Annotated in this window: 16 protein-coding genes; 5 read left to right on the top strand and 11 right to left on the bottom strand. The window is 62.6% G+C overall.

Annotated features, from left to right (window positions below; all coding sequences use genetic code 11):
* Nucleotides 1-122 precede the first annotated feature (122 nt).
* The 5 genes from cobA to VJS46_RS06290 all read left to right on the top strand — a co-directional run bounded on the left by cobA (nucleotide 123) and on the right by VJS46_RS06290 (nucleotide 4,172).
* Nucleotides 123-908, top strand: coding sequence for a uroporphyrinogen-III C-methyltransferase (cobA, locus tag VJS46_RS06310; protein WP_324058687.1), 786 nt, complete (start codon nucleotides 123-125; stop codon nucleotides 906-908).
* The gene (locus VJS46_RS06305; RefSeq protein ID WP_324058686.1) at nucleotides 905-1,192 is read left to right on the top strand and encodes a DUF2849 domain-containing protein; all 288 of its coding nucleotides are present in this window, start codon (nucleotides 905-907) and stop codon (nucleotides 1,190-1,192) included. The genes cobA and VJS46_RS06305 overlap by 4 nt, the downstream gene beginning before the upstream one ends.
* A 4-nt stretch (nucleotides 1,193-1,196) precedes the next feature.
* Nucleotides 1,197-2,828 carry a nitrite/sulfite reductase gene (locus VJS46_RS06300; RefSeq protein WP_324058684.1) on the top strand — a complete coding sequence of 544 codons (1,632 nt, stop codon included), beginning with the start codon at nucleotides 1,197-1,199 and terminating at the stop codon, nucleotides 2,826-2,828.
* Nucleotides 2,829-2,971: 143 nt separating this feature from the next.
* Entirely contained in the window at nucleotides 2,972-3,400 is a 429-nt protein-coding gene (locus VJS46_RS06295; protein ID WP_324058683.1) for a DUF934 domain-containing protein, read from the top strand.
* Nucleotides 3,393-4,172 carry a phosphoadenylyl-sulfate reductase gene (locus VJS46_RS06290; RefSeq protein ID WP_324058681.1) on the top strand — a complete coding sequence of 260 codons (780 nt, stop codon included), beginning with the start codon at nucleotides 3,393-3,395 and terminating at the stop codon, nucleotides 4,170-4,172. The genes VJS46_RS06295 and VJS46_RS06290 overlap by 8 nt, the downstream gene beginning before the upstream one ends.
* A gap of 219 nt (nucleotides 4,173-4,391) precedes the next feature.
* Here the strand turns inward: VJS46_RS06290 and ftsZ are convergent, their stop codons facing one another.
* The 11 genes from ftsZ to VJS46_RS06235 form a co-directional block, all read right to left on the bottom strand.
* Nucleotides 4,392-5,804: a cell division protein FtsZ gene (ftsZ, locus tag VJS46_RS06285; protein WP_324058680.1), complete on the bottom strand. Its 1,413-nt coding sequence runs from the start codon at nucleotides 5,802-5,804 to the stop codon at nucleotides 4,392-4,394.
* A gap of 105 nt (nucleotides 5,805-5,909) precedes the next feature.
* On the bottom strand, nucleotides 5,910-7,172 hold the full coding sequence (gene ftsA / locus VJS46_RS06280; protein ID WP_324058678.1) for a cell division protein FtsA: 1,263 nt from the start codon (nucleotides 7,170-7,172) through the stop codon (nucleotides 5,910-5,912).
* A gap of 3 nt (nucleotides 7,173-7,175) precedes the next feature.
* Nucleotides 7,176-8,099, bottom strand: coding sequence for a cell division protein FtsQ/DivIB (locus VJS46_RS06275; RefSeq protein WP_324058676.1), 924 nt, complete (start codon nucleotides 8,097-8,099; stop codon nucleotides 7,176-7,178).
* On the bottom strand, nucleotides 8,096-9,016 hold the full coding sequence (locus VJS46_RS06270) for a D-alanine--D-alanine ligase (RefSeq protein WP_324058674.1): 921 nt from the start codon (nucleotides 9,014-9,016) through the stop codon (nucleotides 8,096-8,098). The genes VJS46_RS06275 and VJS46_RS06270 overlap by 4 nt, the downstream gene beginning before the upstream one ends.
* Nucleotides 9,013-9,948: a UDP-N-acetylmuramate dehydrogenase gene (murB, locus tag VJS46_RS06265; protein WP_414707973.1), complete on the bottom strand. Its 936-nt coding sequence runs from the start codon at nucleotides 9,946-9,948 to the stop codon at nucleotides 9,013-9,015. The genes VJS46_RS06270 and murB overlap by 4 nt, the downstream gene beginning before the upstream one ends.
* Nucleotides 9,945-11,372, bottom strand: coding sequence for a UDP-N-acetylmuramate--L-alanine ligase (gene murC / locus VJS46_RS06260; RefSeq protein WP_324058672.1), 1,428 nt, complete (start codon nucleotides 11,370-11,372; stop codon nucleotides 9,945-9,947). The genes murB and murC overlap by 4 nt, the downstream gene beginning before the upstream one ends.
* Nucleotides 11,369-12,541 (bottom strand): undecaprenyldiphospho-muramoylpentapeptide beta-N-acetylglucosaminyltransferase, encoded by a 1,173-nt coding sequence (murG, locus tag VJS46_RS06255; RefSeq protein ID WP_324058670.1) that lies wholly within the window; start codon nucleotides 12,539-12,541, stop codon nucleotides 11,369-11,371. Before murG ends, murC begins: the two co-directional genes overlap by 4 nt.
* Nucleotides 12,538-13,779 carry a putative peptidoglycan glycosyltransferase FtsW gene (locus VJS46_RS06250; protein WP_324058668.1) on the bottom strand — a complete coding sequence of 414 codons (1,242 nt, stop codon included), beginning with the start codon at nucleotides 13,777-13,779 and terminating at the stop codon, nucleotides 12,538-12,540. The genes murG and VJS46_RS06250 overlap by 4 nt, the downstream gene beginning before the upstream one ends.
* 14 nt (nucleotides 13,780-13,793) lie before the next feature.
* Nucleotides 13,794-15,122 carry a UDP-N-acetylmuramoyl-L-alanine--D-glutamate ligase gene (gene murD / locus VJS46_RS06245; RefSeq protein ID WP_324058666.1) on the bottom strand — a complete coding sequence of 443 codons (1,329 nt, stop codon included), beginning with the start codon at nucleotides 15,120-15,122 and terminating at the stop codon, nucleotides 13,794-13,796.
* Nucleotides 15,119-16,189, bottom strand: a complete 1,071-nt coding sequence (gene mraY / locus VJS46_RS06240; RefSeq protein ID WP_324058663.1) for a phospho-N-acetylmuramoyl-pentapeptide-transferase — start codon at nucleotides 16,187-16,189, stop codon at nucleotides 15,119-15,121. Before mraY ends, murD begins: the two co-directional genes overlap by 4 nt.
* Nucleotides 16,189-17,568 carry a UDP-N-acetylmuramoyl-tripeptide--D-alanyl-D-alanine ligase gene (locus tag VJS46_RS06235; RefSeq protein WP_324058661.1) on the bottom strand — a complete coding sequence of 460 codons (1,380 nt, stop codon included), beginning with the start codon at nucleotides 17,566-17,568 and terminating at the stop codon, nucleotides 16,189-16,191. Before VJS46_RS06235 ends, mraY begins: the two co-directional genes overlap by 1 nt.
* Nucleotides 17,569-17,624 lie beyond the last annotated feature (56 nt).

Raw genomic sequence — 17,624 nt, 5'->3', positions numbered from 1 at the left:
AAAGCCGTCTTCCCTCCGACGGCGAGGACGGTGATATGCATTTCAACGGGCAAAACATTTCCTAGCACCATCCCAAATCATTCTGATTTGCGATCCAAGCCTCGAGAACGCATCTGCCCAGCATGGCTGATGGTGCACCCAAGGAAACAGGACGCATTTTCCTGGTCGGCGCGGGCCCGGGGGATCCGGACCTGCTGACGGTACGCGCCGCGCGGCTGATTTCCACGGCCTCGGTGATCGTGCATGACGGGCTGGTGGACGATCACATCCTCGCCCTCGCACGTCCGCACGCACGCCTGATCTCCGTCGCGAAGAGCCGCAGCCGCCACTCCATGCGGCAGGAGGAGATCAACGCGCTCCTCATTCGTGAAGCAAAGGCTGGCCATGATGTGGTCCGCCTGAAGGGCGGTGATCCCTATATCTTCGGACGCGGCGGCGAAGAGGCGGAAGAATGCCGCGCCGCCGGCGTCGCCGTGGAAGTCGTTCCCGGCATCAGCGCCGCCATTGGCTGCGCCGCTGAGGCCCAGTTACCGCTCACCCATCGCGATGCGGCAAGCGCGGTCACCTTCGTCGCGGGCCAGTGCAAGGGCCTGACCGATCAGGACTGGTCGGGCCTTGCAGGCAAGGGCCGCACGCTTGTCATCTATATGGGCATAGCAACGGCGATGGACATTGCCGACAAGCTGATGGCGGACGGTCTTTCCCCCGAAACGCCCGTTGCGGTCCTTGAAAAGGGCACGCGCAAGGATAGCCGGGCCATGCGGACCTTGCTCGCCGACCTTGGCGGCCTTATGGCGCGCGAGCGGGTGAAGAGCCCGGCACTGATCGTGGTGGGCGAAGTCGTGCTTCGCTCCAATGCAGAAGAGAAACTGGCCCAATGGGCTGCACAGGCGGAGAATCTGGCGTGAGAATATTGACCGGCAATGACCTGAAGACAGGCGATGTCATCTGGTGGACGGGCGAGGGCTGGTCGCGGCATCTGGCAGAAGCCGTAGACGCGGGCCATGACGCCGAGAGCATTCTCGCGCGCGAGGACGCCGAGCGCCGCGTCAATGCCGGCTATGTGGTCGAAGCGGAACTGACCGGCTCTGGCCCAATGCCACTCCACATCAAGGATCGGATTCGCGCCAGCGGCCCGACGGTTCGCGCCGACCTTGGCATCAACAGCTCCATTCCTATCGTAAAGGCCTGAGACCATGTATCGCTACGACAATTACGATCAGGCAATCGTCAATGCCCGCGTCGAGGAATTCCGCGACCAGGCCCGCCGCCGCATTGCAGGCGAGCTGACCGAAGACCAGTTCAAGCCCTTGCGCCTGATGAACGGTCTTTATCTGCAGCTTCACGCCTACATGCTGCGTGTCGCCATTCCCTATGGCACGCTCAATAGCCGCCAGACGCATATGCTCGCCCACATCGCGCGCGAATATGACAGGGGCTATGGCCATTTCACCACCCGCCAGAATATCCAGTATAACTGGATCAAGCTGGAGGATGCGGCGGACATTCTGGCTGATCTCGCGAGCGTGGAAATGCACGCTATCCAGACCAGCGGCAACTGCATCCGCAACATCAGTTCCGACCAATATGCCGGCGTTTCGGCCGATGAAGTGACGGACCCCCGCCCCTGGGCCGAGCTCCTGCGCCAATGGTCGAGCTTCCACCCGGAATTCAGTTATCTGCCTCGCAAGTTCAAGATCGCGGTGATCGCGTCAGAGACCGACCGCGCCGCCATGCGCCTGCACGATATCGGCGTTGAGCTGCTGAAGCGCGACGGCGTCATCGGTGCGCGAATATTCGCTGGCGGCGGCATGGGGCGCACCCCGATGGTGGGCCCCGAAATCCGCGACTTCGTCACCGAGGACGAGCTGATTTCATACCTCGAGGCCTGCCTGCGCGTTTACAACCGCTATGGCCGCCGCGACAACAAGTTCAAGGCGCGGATCAAGATCCTGGTCCACGAGCTGGGGGTCGATGAATATCGTCGTCAGGTCGAGGAAGAGTTCGCGCATATGAAGACGCTGGGCCTCAACCCGCCCACGGCCGAGCTAGACCGCATCCGCGCCCATTTCGCAGAGCCCGCCTATGAGACCGGCCTGCCGGACGAGGTCGATCTCAGCGATCCCGACTTCGCCATCTGGGTGAAGCAGAATGTCGCCGCGCACAAGCAGCCGGGTTATGCCATCGCTACCATCAGCCTGAAGCCGACCGGCGGCATTCCGGGCGATGCGTCGGCCGACCAGATCGACCTCATCGCTGATCTCGCCGCACAATATTCGCTGGACGAGCTGCGTGTCACCCATGCCCAGAATATCGTGCTGCCCTATGTGAAAAAGGCGGATCTCTACACGCTTTGGCAGAAGCTGGACGCGGCTGGCCTGGCGCCTGCCAATCTCGACCTTATCAGCGACATCATCGCCTGTCCGGGACTGGACTATTGCAGTCTTGCCAATGCTCGCTCGATCCCGGTCGCGCAGAAGATCAGCCAGCGCTTCGCCGATCTGGAACGCCAGCAGGATTTGGGCGAGATCAAGCTCAAGATTTCCGGCTGCATCAACGCCTGCGGCCATCACCATGCAGGCCATATCGGCATTCTTGGCGTCGACCGGAAGGGTACGGAAAATTACCAGCTCCTGCTCGGCGGTTCGGGCGCGGAGGATGCGAGCCTTGCCAAGATCGTCGGTCCCGGCTTCGATGAGGACGGCATTGTCGATGCGGTCGAAAAGGCCACCAATGTCTATAAGGCGCTGCGCCAGGAGGGCGAGCGCTTCCTCGACACCTACCGGCGCGTTGGCATGGAGCCGTTCAAGGAGGCTATTTATGGGTAATGGCAATTTCCCTGGCCCGTTCGTGTCGAGCCCCTCGACTGCCTGCACGGCAGGCGCTCGGGATAAACTTCAGCTTTGGCTGAAGTCGATACACGCCGCACAACGTCCCTCGACTTCGCTCGGGACGAACGGAGGTTTGCATAATGGTTGATTTCTTGTCCTTCCGCGATGGTGAAGCCGCCACGCAGGAGCCGACGGTCACCCTGGAATCCTTTCAGGGCCAGACCAACGCAACCGCTGTCCGCATCGAACCGGGCGAAGATGCGCGCGAGCTGCTCCCCTTTCTCGACCGCATTTCGCTGGTCGAGGTGAACTTCCCCGTCTTCGGCGACGGCCGCGGCTATTCGGTCGCCCGTATCCTGCGCGAAAACGGCTATACGGGAGAGATTCGGGCCGTGGGCGACGTTCTGGTCGACCAGCTCCCCTATATGCGCCGCTGCGGCTTTGACAGCTTCGTGCCCAATGTGCCGTTCGATGCGGACGTGGTGAAGGCCTCGCTTGAGCGCTATGAACATGTCTATCAGAAGACCGTCGACGGCCGGCAGCCCGTCTGGGCGCTGCGTCATGGCTGAGGCGGCTCGGAAAATCGACCTGATAGACGCGCGGCCGAGCTTTACTCAGGCTGATGCCGACGCGCTCAACGCCCGTTTCGAAGGGGTCGAAACGACCGAGATGCTGCGCACCCTTTTTGCCGAACGCATATTGGGGAAGGTCGCGGTCGTATCCTCCTTTGGAACGGAAAGCGCTGTACTGCTGCACCTGGTTGCTGAGGCGGACCGGAGCATTCCCGTGATCTTCGTCGATACGCTGAAGATGTTTCCGGAGACGCTCGATTATCGCGAAACGCTGATCGGGCAGTTCGGGATCGAGAATAGCTGGGTGGTGACGCCCGACCTGGACGTGCTGGCGGCAAAGGATGAAAAGGGCTTGCGTTGGTCCTATGATCCGGATGGCTGCTGCGAAATCCGCAAGGTGGAACCCCTTGCGCGCGCGAAAAAAGGCCTCGATAGCTGGATTTCGGGCCGCAAGGCTTTCCAGTCGCAGACCCGTCAGAACCTGCCTCGTTTCGAGGTGGAGGACGGCCGCTTGAAGCTCAATCCGCTAGGCGATTGGACCAAGACCGATCTGGAGGCTTATTTCGAGAAGCACCAATTGCCCCGCCATCCGCTGGAGGAGCAAGGCTATCTTTCCATCGGCTGCGAACCCTGCACCTCAAAGGTACTGCCCGGCGAAGATCCCCGTGCGGGCCGCTGGCGTGGCTGGGACAAGGTGGAATGCGGCATTCACACCCCATCCACACCGCTCGCCGACCCCGACGATCCTGCCAATCAGCCGGTTTTCTGAGGCTGGAGGGTTTCCGGCTCAACCATGAAGCGGGTCATGTTGAGCCTCGAGGATAGGTCGAAGCCTTCCGACTGCTATCGTCCGTCGTCCCTGCGAAGGCGGGGACCCCGCTATTCTTCAATATTGGTAAAGAGAAGCTGGGTCCCTGCCTCCGCAGGGACGACGGCTCTATTTTTCGAACCGCGACAATGGCCCTGGCCGGGCCACTGACATCCAATCTTACTGATTATTCTGGCGGTTCAGGAACCGAGGAATGTCGAGACCCGAACGGGCGTCTTCTTCCTCGTCATTGCTGATCTGCGTACGAGAACTGCCGCGTGAAAGATTGGACATGCGTTCGAAGAGCGTGCCTCCAGTGGCAACGCGCGGGGCCGGACGGGCCGGTTCGGGTGCAGGTTCAGGCTCTGGCGCAGGTTCCGGTTCGGCGTGCACTTCCGCAGCGGGGCTGAGCAGGAGTTCATCCTCGTCATCCGCCTCAGGAGCCGGCGCGGCTGCTTCTTCCGGCTGCGGGGCAAGAGATTCAAAGCCCGGCGCCGGATCGGGCGCCACCATCGGTTCTTCGACGGGCTGGGCCACGGGAGCGGCATAGGGCGCGGGAGCCGGCTGCGGCGTGGCGGTGCGCGTGGGGAACGTGAAGGCTTGAGTGCGCGGGGCAGCCGCCTCCACATCGTTGTCGATGCCGGTTGCAACGACGGACACGCGAATCTTGCCGTTCAGGGAATCGTTGAAGGCCGAACCCCAGATGATGTTCGCGTCAGGATCGACCAGCTCGCGAATATGATTGGCGGCTTCATCAACTTCCATGAGGCGCATATCCTCACCGCCGGTAATGGAGATGATGACGCCCTTCGCGCCCTTCATGCTGACACCGTCGAGCAGCGGGTTGGCGATCGCCTTTTCAGCCGCCTCGAGCGCGCGGCCGTCGCCTTCGGCCTCGCCGGTGCCCATCATCGCCTTGCCCATTTCGCCCATGACCGAGCGGACGTCGGCGAAGTCGAGGTTGATGAGGCCCGGCATGACCATGAGGTCGGTGATGCCGCGAACGCCCTGTTGCAACACTTCGTCGGCAAGCTGAAAGGCTTCCTTGAAGGTGGTGTTCGGATTGGCGATCAGGAACAGGTTCTGGTTCGGGATGACGATGAGCGTATCGACATGCTTCTGAAGCTCGACAATTCCAGCCTCGGCAGAGCGACCACGCCGGGTCCCTTCAAAGGTAAAGGGCTTGGTGACGACGCCGACGGTCAAAATGCCCTTGTCGCGTGCGGCCTTGGCAATGACGGGAGCAGCGCCAGTGCCGGTGCCGCCGCCCATGCCCGCGGCGATGAAGCACATATGCGCTCCGTTCAGCGCCTCTTCGACGGAAATGATGGTTTCTTCAGCAGCGGCGCGGCCGATTTCCGGCCGGGAGCCAGCGCCAAGACCTTCGGTGATCTTCGGTCCAAGCTGAATCCGCCGCTCGGCAGGAGAAGCGTTCAGCGCCTGCGCGTCGGTGTTGGCGACAATGAAATCGACGCCTTCGACCTGCGCCGCGATCATGTTCGCGATCGCATTTCCACCAGCACCGCCGACGCCGATGACGGCGATGCGGGGCTTCAGCTCGTCTACATGCGGAGGACCGATTTCAATGCTCATAAACTTGCTCCCAATGCTTCATCGAAGGTGAAGCGAACCGACGTGAAATTCATGCACTATCTGACCCGGCGAATCATCCAAAAACTATTCATTTACCAAAATAGGTCAGTAATTCGTGCGCAATGCGGTAATAAGCCGTTGAATAAGCGCCGAACCGGGCGCCTTGTGAACGACCTGTTTCGACGAAGGCAGCCAGCGGAGATCGGCGGGATTGGATGCTCCATAGAGGGCGAGGCCCGCCAGGGTAGCGAAAGCCGGTCCACTATGCGCCTCCGGCAATCCCGTCAAGCCGCGCGGACGCCCGATCCGCACGGCCCGTCCCAGGGCGGTTTGGGCATAATCCGCAATCCCCTTGAGTTCCGCGCCGCCGCCCGTCAGCACGACATGCCGGCCAACAGGGCCGGTGAAGCCCAAGTCCTTCAAAGTCTTGCCGATTTCACCCATTAGATGATCGAGTCGCTGGCAGATGATGCCGACCAGTTGGGCGCGGGTGATCCGCCCGCCCTCGGCGCTTTGCCCGTCGCTGGCGATCGGTGCGATCTCGATCATCTCGCGATGGTCGCGGGGCGATTGCATGGCCGATCCGTAGAAGCATTTCATCCGCTCTGCCTGGCTGCGGCGAACGCCGAAGGCCGAAGCAATGTCATCGGTGATGTCGGCCGCGCCATAGGGCAGTGAAGTAAGACCCACCAGCATGCCGCCGGCAAAGAGCGAGACATTGGTGACCGCCGCGCCGAGTTCCACCAAGGCAACGCCCAGATCCCGTTCCTCGTCGGAAAGACAGGTCACACCCGTGGCGACGGGCGAAGCAACGATACTGTTCACCTCCAGATGCGCAGAACGGACGCAAAGGTCGAGATTTCTCAAGGGACTGCCATCCGCCAGAATGACGTGGATATCCACCCCGAGGCGGTCGGCATGAAGACCAAGCGGCTTCTTGACACCGGTCAGGCCATCCAGGGTGTAGAGCGTTGGCTGAGCATGCAGGACCATGCGGCCGTCGGGATCGATGCTGTTGCGTCCCGCCTCCAGAAGATCATCGATATCCTGCTGCTCGACGCGGTGGCCGCCCAGGTCCACCTCGACGCTGGCAATGTCGCTGATAAGGCCACCTGCAGAGAAATTGACCCAGACATCCTCTATGTTCGTCCCGGCAATGCGCTCAGCTTGCTCGATCGTTTCGCGTACGGCCTGTTCGGTGCGCTCCATGTCGGCGATATAGCCGCGCCGCACGCCACGGCTTTCGCGCTGGCCAGTGCCAAGAACGGTGAGCTCGCCCTTGTCATTCTTGCCCGCAATAAGTGCGGATACCTTCCACGACCCGATGTCCAGGGCCGTGATCAGCTTGTCATAACGCGGCTGCCCCAAAGCCTATCCCTCCCCGTCGGCTGCTTCCTCAGTCGCGGCGCTGTCGCCCCCGCTCGACGCCGCGACCTTATCTTGCGTCTTTGGCAATCTTAATACGAACTTATCCGGATCCCGCATATCAAATCTGACGATGCCGCGTCCGAGGAGACGATTGACCCCATCCATGCGGGCAAAATTCACAAGCGCTTGCGAGGCCAGCTTTTCGCCTTCCGGCAAGGAAAGCGTTTCGCCAGTCTGGAAACGCAGGTCCCAGCGGCGGTTGCCGACCCATGTGGCACCGGCAAGCATCGGCTTCAGCGCAGGCGCGGCCTCCATAAGCTTGCGAAGGGCGGCGGTCTGCTGATTGGCGTTAGGGCCAACCACCAGGGGAAGGTCGGGCATGGCGGTAAGGTCCACCGGCTGAAGCACCTTTCCCTGACCGTCGATCAGCGCCAGCTTGCCTCTATTCTGCCAGACCGCGGCGGGCCTGCGCTCGACAATGTCGATGACCAGCGTTTCCGGCAGGCGGCGGGAAACGCGGGCGTCCTGCACCCATCCCAAGCCCATGAGTTCAGACCGCAGCTTTTCCAGGTCCACCGAAGGCATGGCACGTTCATGCTGGCCAAGCGCGATGGCATAGACCGGCAGCTCATCCATCCGTTCAATGCCGCGCACCTCGACCTTGCGGACCTCAAAACCCGCCTTGCGGGAAAGGCTGGCAAATTCCTGAGTAGCCATGGCGGGAAGGCCGACGAACCAGGCAAGGCCGCCCAGCGCCGCTGCTGCCGACAGCATGATCGTCCAGGTGGCGGCGCGGTGGAGCGCGTCGTCGCTGACGGGTAGCTGGCTCAGAAACTTGTCTATGCGCGAGCGGCGCTTTCGAATCGGCGCCTTTGCCTTTCGCCTGCGGCTGGAGGCGCCCCCGCGCCTGATCGTTGCAGCGCTCATAAAGCCTCCTCGACAATCCGCTCGACCAGTTCGGCATAATCGATGCCGAGCTTTGCCGCCTGTTCCGGTACAAGGCTGAGCGGTGTCATCCCCGGTTGCGTGTTGACCTCAAGCAGGAACAAGCCCTCCACGCCGCGTTCATCATCCCAGCGGAAGTCAGAGCGCGATGTCCCCTTGCAGCCCAAAATCCGGTGCGCCTGCAACGCCAGCGCCTTGCAAGCCTCTGTAATATCATCTGGAACGGCGGCTGGACAGATATGATCTGTCATCCCGTCAGTATATTTGGCGTCAAAATCGTAAAAGCCGCTCTTGGGCCGAAGTTCGGTGACGAGCAGCGCCTGATCAGCCAGCACCGCGCAGGTAAGTTCCCGGCCTCGGATATAGGGTTCGGCCAGAAGCTGGTCGAAATGCTTCCATGGCCCCTCGACGTCGCGAGCGATGGGATTGCCGTAATTGCCCTCGGCGGTGACGATGGCGACGCCCACCGAGGAACCCTCATTGACGGGCTTCAGCACATAAGGACGCGGAATCGGGTCTGCGCTGTAGAGGCTTTCGCTCTCGATGATATGACCGCCGGGCATAGGGATGCCGTGCGGGACAAGCGTCTGCTTTGTGAGCTGCTTGTCGATAGCAATGACGGAGGTCGCAAGCCCGCTATGGGTATATTTGAGGCCCATGAGGTCCATCATGCCCTGGACAGTGCCGTCCTCGCCCGGCACGCCGTGAAGGGCGTTGAACACGACATCGGGCTTCGCCTCGGCAAGGCGCGCGGCGACATCATGGCCCATGTCGATGCGCGTGACCTTATGGCCGCGGCTTTCAAGCGCTTTCGCAACGCCCTCCCCGCTCATGAGCGAGACGGGGCGCTCGGCGGACCAGCCGCCCATGAGGACGGCAACATGCCAGGGGCCTTTCATAGCCCCCTCCCCTTCAGGGGAGAGGGTTGGGAGAGGGGACTGCCAACCCTTTGAATTTCCCATTGCAGGGTCACGCCGGCCTTTTCCTTCACTCTTGCGCGCACTTCCTCGCCGAGCGCCTCGATGTCGGCGCTGCTTGCCCCGCCGAGATTCAGGAGGAAGTTGCAATGTTTCTCCGATACCTGCGCCGCGCCGCGAGTGAGGCCCCGGCAACCGGCCTCGTCGATCAGGCGCCACGCCTTGTCGCCGTCCGGGTTCTTGAAGGTCGAGCCGCCGGTGCGGGAGCGCAGGGGCTGGGAAGCTTCGCGCTCGGCGGCAATGCGGTCCATTTCCGCGCCGATGGCAGCAGGATCGCCGGGCGCGCCTTCGAACAGGGCTTCGACCACCACCGCACCATCCGGAAGTTCACAGTGTCGGTAGGAGTAGCCAAGGCGGGCGGCGGGCCAGGTTTCGACCGTGCCGTCGCGCAGGACGAGGGTGCATTCGACAAGGATGTCGGCGGCTTCGCGGCCATAAGCCCCGGCATTCATGCGGACAGCGCCGCCGACCGTACCGGGAATTCCGCGCAGAAACTCCATGCCTGCAACGCCAGCGTCACGCGCGGCGCTCGCCACGCTGATGCCCATGGCGGCAGCGCCAGCGCGAACGCGGCTGCCCGGCTCTACCGTCACCTTGGCCATCGATTTTGGCAGCCGGACAACTACGCCCGGCACACCGCCGTCACGCACGATGAGGTTGGACCCAACGCCCACCGGCAGGACCGGCAGGGCCGGGTCAAGATCGCGCAGGAAACGGGACAAATCCTCCGCATCCTTCGGGCGCACCAGATATTCCGCAGGGCCTCCCGTTCGGAACCAGATGAAGTCGGCGAGGCTGCCCTTTTCCTCTATACTGCCCTTCAAGGCCGGAAGGGTGGCGACGCCATTCATCATGCAGCCGCGCCTCGCTTGGCCTTGATGGTATCGGCAAGCCCAGCGGCCCATTTGGTGATGTCGCCCGCGCCAAGGCAGATGATCATGTCATTGGCCACGATCTGCTGCGCCAGCTTGCCGGCCAGATCGTCGGCGTCAGCTACAGCCTGCGCGCTGTGATGGCCACGGCGCTTGAGCCCGGCGACCAGTTCGTCGGAATCGACGCCTTCGATCGGCTGTTCCCCTGCAGGATAGACGGGCGCGGCATAGACGATGTCGGCATCGTTGAACGCCTGCTGGAAATCGTCCATCAGATCGTGAAGACGGGTGAAGCGGTGCGGCTGGACGACCGCGATGACCCTGCCTTGCGCACCTTCGCGAGCGGCGGCGAGGACGGCGCGGATCTCCACCGGATGGTGGCCATAATCGTCGATCACGGTCGCCTTGCCCCCGTCGAGGTCGACCTCGCCTACCTTGGTAAAGCGCCGCTTGACCCCGCCGAACTGGGAAAAGCCGGTGCGGATCGTCTCATCGTCGATGCCAAGATGCAGCGCCGCGCCGATGGCGGCCATGGCATTGAGCACATTATGACGGCCGGGCATCGGCATTTCGACGCCCTCGATCCGCCGGGTGGAACCGTCACGCTCGCGGATCACCACGTCGAAGCGATTGCCACCGGGAACCGGCTGGACATTCTCGCCGCGAATATCGGCTTGGGCCGAAAAACCGTAGGTGACGATGCGGCGGTCCTGCACGCGGGGGAGGATCGCCTGCACCTCGGGATGGTCGAGGCAGAGGAAGGCCGCGCCATAGAAAGGCACATTGCCGACAAATTCGACAAAGGCGTCCTTGACCTTGTCGAAGCTGCCATAATGATCGAGATGCTCGGGATCGATATTGGTGACGACCGCCAGCGTGCCGTCGAGGCGCAGGAAGCTGCCGTCGCTTTCGTCGGCCTCCACCACCATCCAGTCGCTGGTGCCGAGGCGCGCATTGGAGCCGTAGCGGTTGATGATGCCACCATTGATGACGGTCGCGTTGATACCGCCTGAATCGAGCAGTGCCGCAACCATGGAGGTTGTCGTCGTCTTGCCATGCGTTCCCGCCACCGCGATGGTGGATTTAAGGCGCATAAGCTCGGCCAGCATTTCGGCGCGGCGGACGACGGGAATACGCTTTTCGAGCGCCAGATCGACTTCGGGATTGCCCCGCTTGATCGCCGTCGATGTGACGACCACGGCGGCATCGCCCAGATTTTCGGCCTTGTGGCCGATCATCACCTTGATGCCCTTTTCCCGCAGGCCCTGCACCACATAGCCTTCGGCAATGTCGGAGCCCTGAACCTTATAGCCAAGATTATGCATCACCTCGGCAATGCCCGACATGCCAATGCCGCCGATGCCGATGAAGTGAATGGTGCCGATGTCGATGGCGACGCCCTTCATGCCGGAATTCCCTGCATGCCGATGGCGGGCCGGATCTTGGGCGACCGAACGCGGAGCGGATCGTTCATGATGGGCGAAGGGCCGATGCTTTCAAGGAGATCGGCAAGGTCGCGCGCGGCATTGGGACGGCCACAGGCCTTTGCGCGTTTCGCGGCATTTTGTAGCGCGCCGGGTTCCAGCGCCAGTTTCTGCATTTGTTTGGCAAGCTCCACAGGGGTGAATTTGGATTGCGGGATGGACCGCGCGGCGCCGCAGGCGACCATCTCGCGGACATTGGCGGTCTGATGATCGTCCATGGCCGTGGGAAGCGGAACAAGAATGGCCGGACGGCCCGCCGCGGTCAGTTCGGCAATCGTCGATGCTCCCGCCCGCGCGACGACCAGATGCGACCAGCCAAGCCGCTCCGGCAAGTCCGGCAGATATGTGGCAAGATCCGCCGGAATCTCCAGCTCCGCATAGATCGCGCGCACCTGCTCAATGTCCTCCAAGCGACATTGCTGCGTCACCTGCAAGCGGCGGCGAAGGCCAATGGGGAGGAGACCCAACCCCTCCGGCACGACCTTCGACAGGATCGTTGCGCCCTGGCTGCCGCCAGTGACGAGCAGGCGGAAGACGCTGTCCTCATTGAGCGCGGGATAATCCTCCTCGCGCAGCGCCAGCACTTCCTCGCGCACCGGGTTGCCGACCAGATGGACCTTCCCGGCAAATTTGTCGGAAAGCCGCTCCACCTCCGGATAGGCCGTCGCGATGGCGTTCACCTTGCGCGCCAGCAGGCGATTGACGCGGCCGAGGACGGCATTCTGTTCATGCACGACCGTCGGGATGTCATCCTTGAGCGCGGCCAGCAGCGCGGGAAGCGCCGGATAACCGCCAAAGCCGGCCACTACCGAGGGCTGAAAGGTCTCATAAAGCCTGCGCGCCATGTCGCGGCCCGCCATGATATTGCGCAGGCCCCGGAGCCAGCCCAGCGGACCGCCCGACATCCGTCCGGCAGGAAGGACATGCACTTGCGCGCGTTCGAAAATGCCAGGAATCTTCGCCCCGCGTTCATCGGTGATGAGGGCGACATGATGGCCGCGCTCCATGAGCTCGACCGCCACGGCATGAGCCGGGATCATGTGACCGCCCGTGCCTCCGGCTGCCAGCACATAATGGCGGGAAATGGTCATCGTCCGCTCCATTTGACGACATAGGGGGAACGCACCAGATAGGGGTTCCGGCGCGTGAAAGCCAGCAGCAAACCCGTGCCGATGCAGAGCGCGATCATAGACGAACCGCCATAGCTGATAAAGGGCAGGGTCATGCCCTTCGACGGGAATATCTGGGTATTGACCCCCATATTGATGATCGCCTGAAGCCCGAACTGGGTGACAAGCCCGGCAGCGGCAAGGATGACGAAATTATCCTCCTCATCGAGCAGCTTCAGCAGCACCCGCACCACGATGGCGAGGTAAACCAGAGCAATGGCGATGCAGGCAAAAAGACCGAATTCCTCGCCGATCACTGAAAATATATAGTCGGTATGCGCTTCGGGAAGGCGGAATTTGGCGACGCCGCTGCCTGGCCCCATGCCCAGGAGGCCGCCCCCGGTGATGGCGGCATGGGCGCTGTCCACCTGATAGCTGTCGCCTTCCCCCAAAAGCCAGATGTTGATGCGCTGCGTCGCCACCGGGTAGAAAAGATAAGCGGCGACAAGACCGGTAACCCCCGCGACCGCGAGCGACACCATCAAGCGAACGGACATGCCCGACAGCAGCATCAGCGTCAGCCAGGCGGAACAGAAGATAACGGTCTGGCCGAGGTCCGGCTGGTTCATCAGCAGAAAGGCGATGAAGCCGGTCAGTGCCGCCGACATGGGAATGACCGGAAGGGAACGGTCCTTTCCGCGCAAGGAAAGCAGCCAGGCCAGCGAAACGATAAAAACCGGCTTCAAGAATTCCGATGGCTGGAAACGAAGCGCCCCCGGCCCCAGCCAGCGCGTAGCGCCATTCACCGATGTGCCGATGACCGGCACCAGAATCAGCATGCCGGTAAAGACGACCGCCATGAAGATCGCAAAGCGCCGCGCCTGCACCCGTGGGAGCATCGAGATAATCAGCATGATCGGCACGCCGGCGGCCACCCATGCCAACTGGCGATAGAAATAATAGAGCGGGTCGAGCGTCACCCTGTTCGTGGACAGCGTCTGCGAGGCAACCGGCGATGCCGCCGCCACTGCGACAAGGCCAATCGCGATGAGGATGCTGATGAGCAGCAGCAACAGCCGGTCGATTTCCCAGAACCACAGGCCAAGCGGCGTGCGGTCGCGCGGCAGGGTAACGCCCCGCCTGGGACGAACGAAGGCGGGCGGAGGCGCCGTGGTGCTGACCTGATGAAGGCTGGAATAGCTGTCGGCACGCATGTTCATGTCGCCCTCCGCCATCAGCCAAGCGCCTCCACCGCCGCACGGAAGGCGTCGCCCCGCGCTTCGAAGTCACGGAACTGGTCGAAGGAGGCACAGGCAGGCGACAGCAAAACGACATCGCCAGGCTCGGCCACACGAGCGGCGCGGCGGACGGCAGTGATGAGCAGTTCGCTGTCATCGACGGGCATGACCGGCCTCAGAATCTCAGCAAAGCGAGGGCCTGCTTCGCCGATCGTATAGGCCTGCTTCACATTGGCGAATTGCGGGACGCAATCATCAAGGTCATCGGATTTGGCCAGGCCGCCCAGGATCCAGTGGATGCGAGGCTTGCCATCCTTGGGCGGATAGGCGGCCAGCGCCGGAGCCGTGGAAGCTGGATTGGTGGCCTTGCTGTCATTGACGAAGAGAACACCATTTTTTTCCGCCACGCGCTGCATGCGGTGCGGCAGACTGGCGTAGCTCCGAAGGCCAGCGGCAATAGTGTCTTCGCCAAGGCCAAGGGCACGGGCAACGGCAATCGCGGCGGCGGCATTTTGTGCGTTGTGCGGGCCCTGAAGCGAGGGCCATTGCGCCTGATCGCCGGGGCTGATTTCCCCCGAATGGACCTCGACAAGCCGGGAAGGCACGCCGGCGGCGATCTGCCGGCTGGGTTCATCCTCGACCGCGATGACGGCGGCATGATCGGCCGACTGCATCGCGAAAAGCCGGGCTTTGGACGCACAATAGCCTGCAAAGCCGTCATAGCGGTCGAGATGGTCGGGCGTGATGTTGAGCAGCACCGCCACATCGGCATCAAGGCTGTAGGTCAGATCGATCTGATAGCTGGAAAGCTCCAGCACATAGACGCCGCCTTCCGGCAGAGGGTCCTGCCCCAATATCGGAAGGCCAATATTGCCCCCCATCCTCGTTGGGATACCGGCGGTATCGATAATATGGTGGATGAGCGCCGTGGTGGTGGACTTGCCGTTGGTGCCGGTGATGCCCACCACTCGATGAGCCGGAAGGCTTGGCCGGGCAAGCGCGAAAAGCTCTATGTCGCCAATCACCGGCACAGCGGCTGCACCCGCCTTGTCCGCTATGGGGTGACGGTTGAGCGGCACGCCGGGAGAAACGACCACGCCATCAAAACCCGCAAGGCCGATGAGCAGCGGGTCGGCCAGCTCAAAACGGCCTGGCCCCCGGCAGGTCTGGACTGCCTCAAGCGCGGCTTCCCGCGCTTCCTCCCGGCTGTCCCAGGCAACCACCTGCGCGCCACTTTTGACCAGCGATGCTATGGTAGCGAGGCCGGAGCGGGCAAGGCCCAGGACGGCATATTTCTTGCCCGAAAAGGCGGAGCTGACGATCACCGGATCTTCAACGTGGACAGGCCCGCAAGGGCGAGAACGATGGAAATGATCCAGAAGCGAATGACGACGGTCGGCTCCGACCAGCCGAGTTGCTCGAAATGGTGATGGATGGGGGCCATGCGGAAGACTCGCTTGCCGGTGCGCTTGAAGAAGAAGACCTGAATGATGACAGAGGCCGCTTCAAGCACAAAGAGGCCGCCGATGATGGCGAGCACGATTTCATGGCGGACAGTCACGGCAATCACGCCAAGCGCCCCGCCCAGGGCCAGGCTACCCGTGTCGCCCATGAAGACGGCAGCAGGGGGCGCATTGAACCAGAGGAAGGCAAGGCCAGCCCCGATGATCGCTCCCAAGAGGATGGTAAGGTCGCCCGCTCCCGGCACATGCGGAATCCCCAGATAGGTCGCATAGTCGGCGCGGCCCACGATATAGGCGATCAGCATGAAGGCGACGCAGGCAATGATCACCGGCATGGTGGCAAGGCCATCGAGACCGTCGGTCAGGTTCACCGCATTGCCGGCGCCAACGATCACGAAGGCCGCGAAGATATAATAGACAGGTCCAAGGTCGATGGCGGGGCCGTTGTAGAAGGGGACGTAAAGCGCGGTTCCAGTCTGGCTGACGATGAGCCAGGCCGCACCGCCGGCGATCAGGAATTCCATCAGCAGGCGTACCCGCCCCGGAACGCCTTTGTGGCTCGACTTGCTGACCTTGTCATAATCGTCAAGAAAGCCGATCGCCCCGAAGCCGAGCGTCACGAAGATGCAGGCCCAGACATAGACGCTCGACAGGTCCATCCAGAGAAAGACCGAAATCGCGATCGAGGTCAGGATCATGAGGCCGCCCATGGTAGGCGTGCCGCGCTTTGCAAAATGGGTCTGCGGACCATCCTCGCGGATCGGCTGGCCCTTACCCTGCCGGACGCGCAGCCAGCCGATGAACTTGGGCCCGATCAGCAGGCCAAGGAACAGCGCCGTCGCCACCGCGGCGCCGGTGCGGAAGCTCAGATAACGGATGAGGTTGAAAGCCCCCTCAAATTCCAGCGTCGTCGCCAGCCAGTACAGCATTAACTCTCTTTCTTGCCGCCGGCCAGCGCCGCCACAAGGCGCGACAGGCCGACACTGTTCGATCCCTTGACGAGCACGGCGTCACCGGCTCGCAACTCTGATTTGAGGCGCTCGGCCGCCGCTTCGGCGTCGGCCACATGCGCGATTCCGATGCGTCCTTCAAGCCGCTCGGCCAACGGGCGCATTTCCGGGCCTACAAGTATGACCAGGTCGACCGCCGCAGCGCTGATGGGCTCGGCAAGCGCGGCATGGAAGGCGTCGCTTTCCTCGCCCAGTTCCCGCATCGCGCCCAGCACGGCCAGGTGGCGCCCCTGCTCGCGGCCAAGTTGCTTCAATGTCGCTTCCATCGAGAGCGGATTGGCATTGTAGCTTTCGTCGATCAGCAGCGCCTCTCCCTGCGGCAGGGACACCTGCACGCGCGCGCCGCGGCCGGGAAGACCCGGCAGCTCCGCGAGCGCGAGACCAGCAGCAGCAAGATCGCCCCCCACTGCCTCGACAGCCGCAAGGACAGCGAGGGCATTGGATACCCAATGCTCGCCCGGCTGCCCAATTGTGAGGCAGATCTCGGCTCGCGGGAGCTTTACCGTCACTAGCGTCCCACCGCTTGCCGCCCGGACCATGTCGACCGCGCGGACATCTGCACTCTCACCAAGGCCGAAGGTCACGGTCCGCCACGCATAGCGTTCCGCTGCCTTGCGCAAACGTCCCGCATAAGGGCTGTCATAGGGGATGATTGCAGTGCCGCCGGGTTCAAGTCCGGCGAAAATCTCCGCCTTGGCATCGGCAATGGCTTCGACCGTGTCGAAGAACGCCTTGTGCGCGGGAGCGATCGCCGTGATGATGGCGACATTGGGGCGCACCATCTTCGCAAGTTCGGTAAGCTCGCCCGCGTGGTTCATGCCCATTTCGAAAATGCCGTAGCGCGTGTCGCGCGGCATACGCGAGAGGCTCAAGGGCACGCCCACATGATTATTGTAGCTTTTGAGCGAACGATGCGCATGGCCAGGAGCGCTGCGATCGAGCGCATGGAAAAGCGCCTCCTTCGTTCCGGTCTTGCCCACCGAACCGGTGACGCCGATGATCTTTGCCTGTGTGCGGGCGCGGGAAGCGGCGCCAAGCGCATTGAGCGCAGCAGCGGTGTCGGCGACGAGCACATGGGGATGATCGACCTTGCGGGCGGTGATCGCCCCGCCAGCGCCCGAAGCAAAGGCCTGGTCGACAAAGCGGTGACCGTCCGTCGTCTCGCCGGGCAAGGCGATGAACAGATCGCCAGGACCCACCTCGCGAGAGTCGAAGGCTACGCCAGTGACCGAGAAAGTCGCTGAGGCTTGTCCACCCGTAGCGGCTGCGATTTCTGCGGAAGTCCAGAGATCAGTCACTGGCATCGCCCCCCCGTTCGGGCTGAGCTTGTCGAAGCCCTTTTCTTTTCCTCGGG

It is taken from the genome of Rhizorhapis sp. (genome assembly GCF_035276005.1).
GTDB lineage: Bacteria > Pseudomonadota > Alphaproteobacteria > Sphingomonadales > Sphingomonadaceae > Rhizorhapis.
Note: the sequence above shows the minus strand (reverse complement) of the source record. Positions and strands in the feature narration are given on the sequence as shown.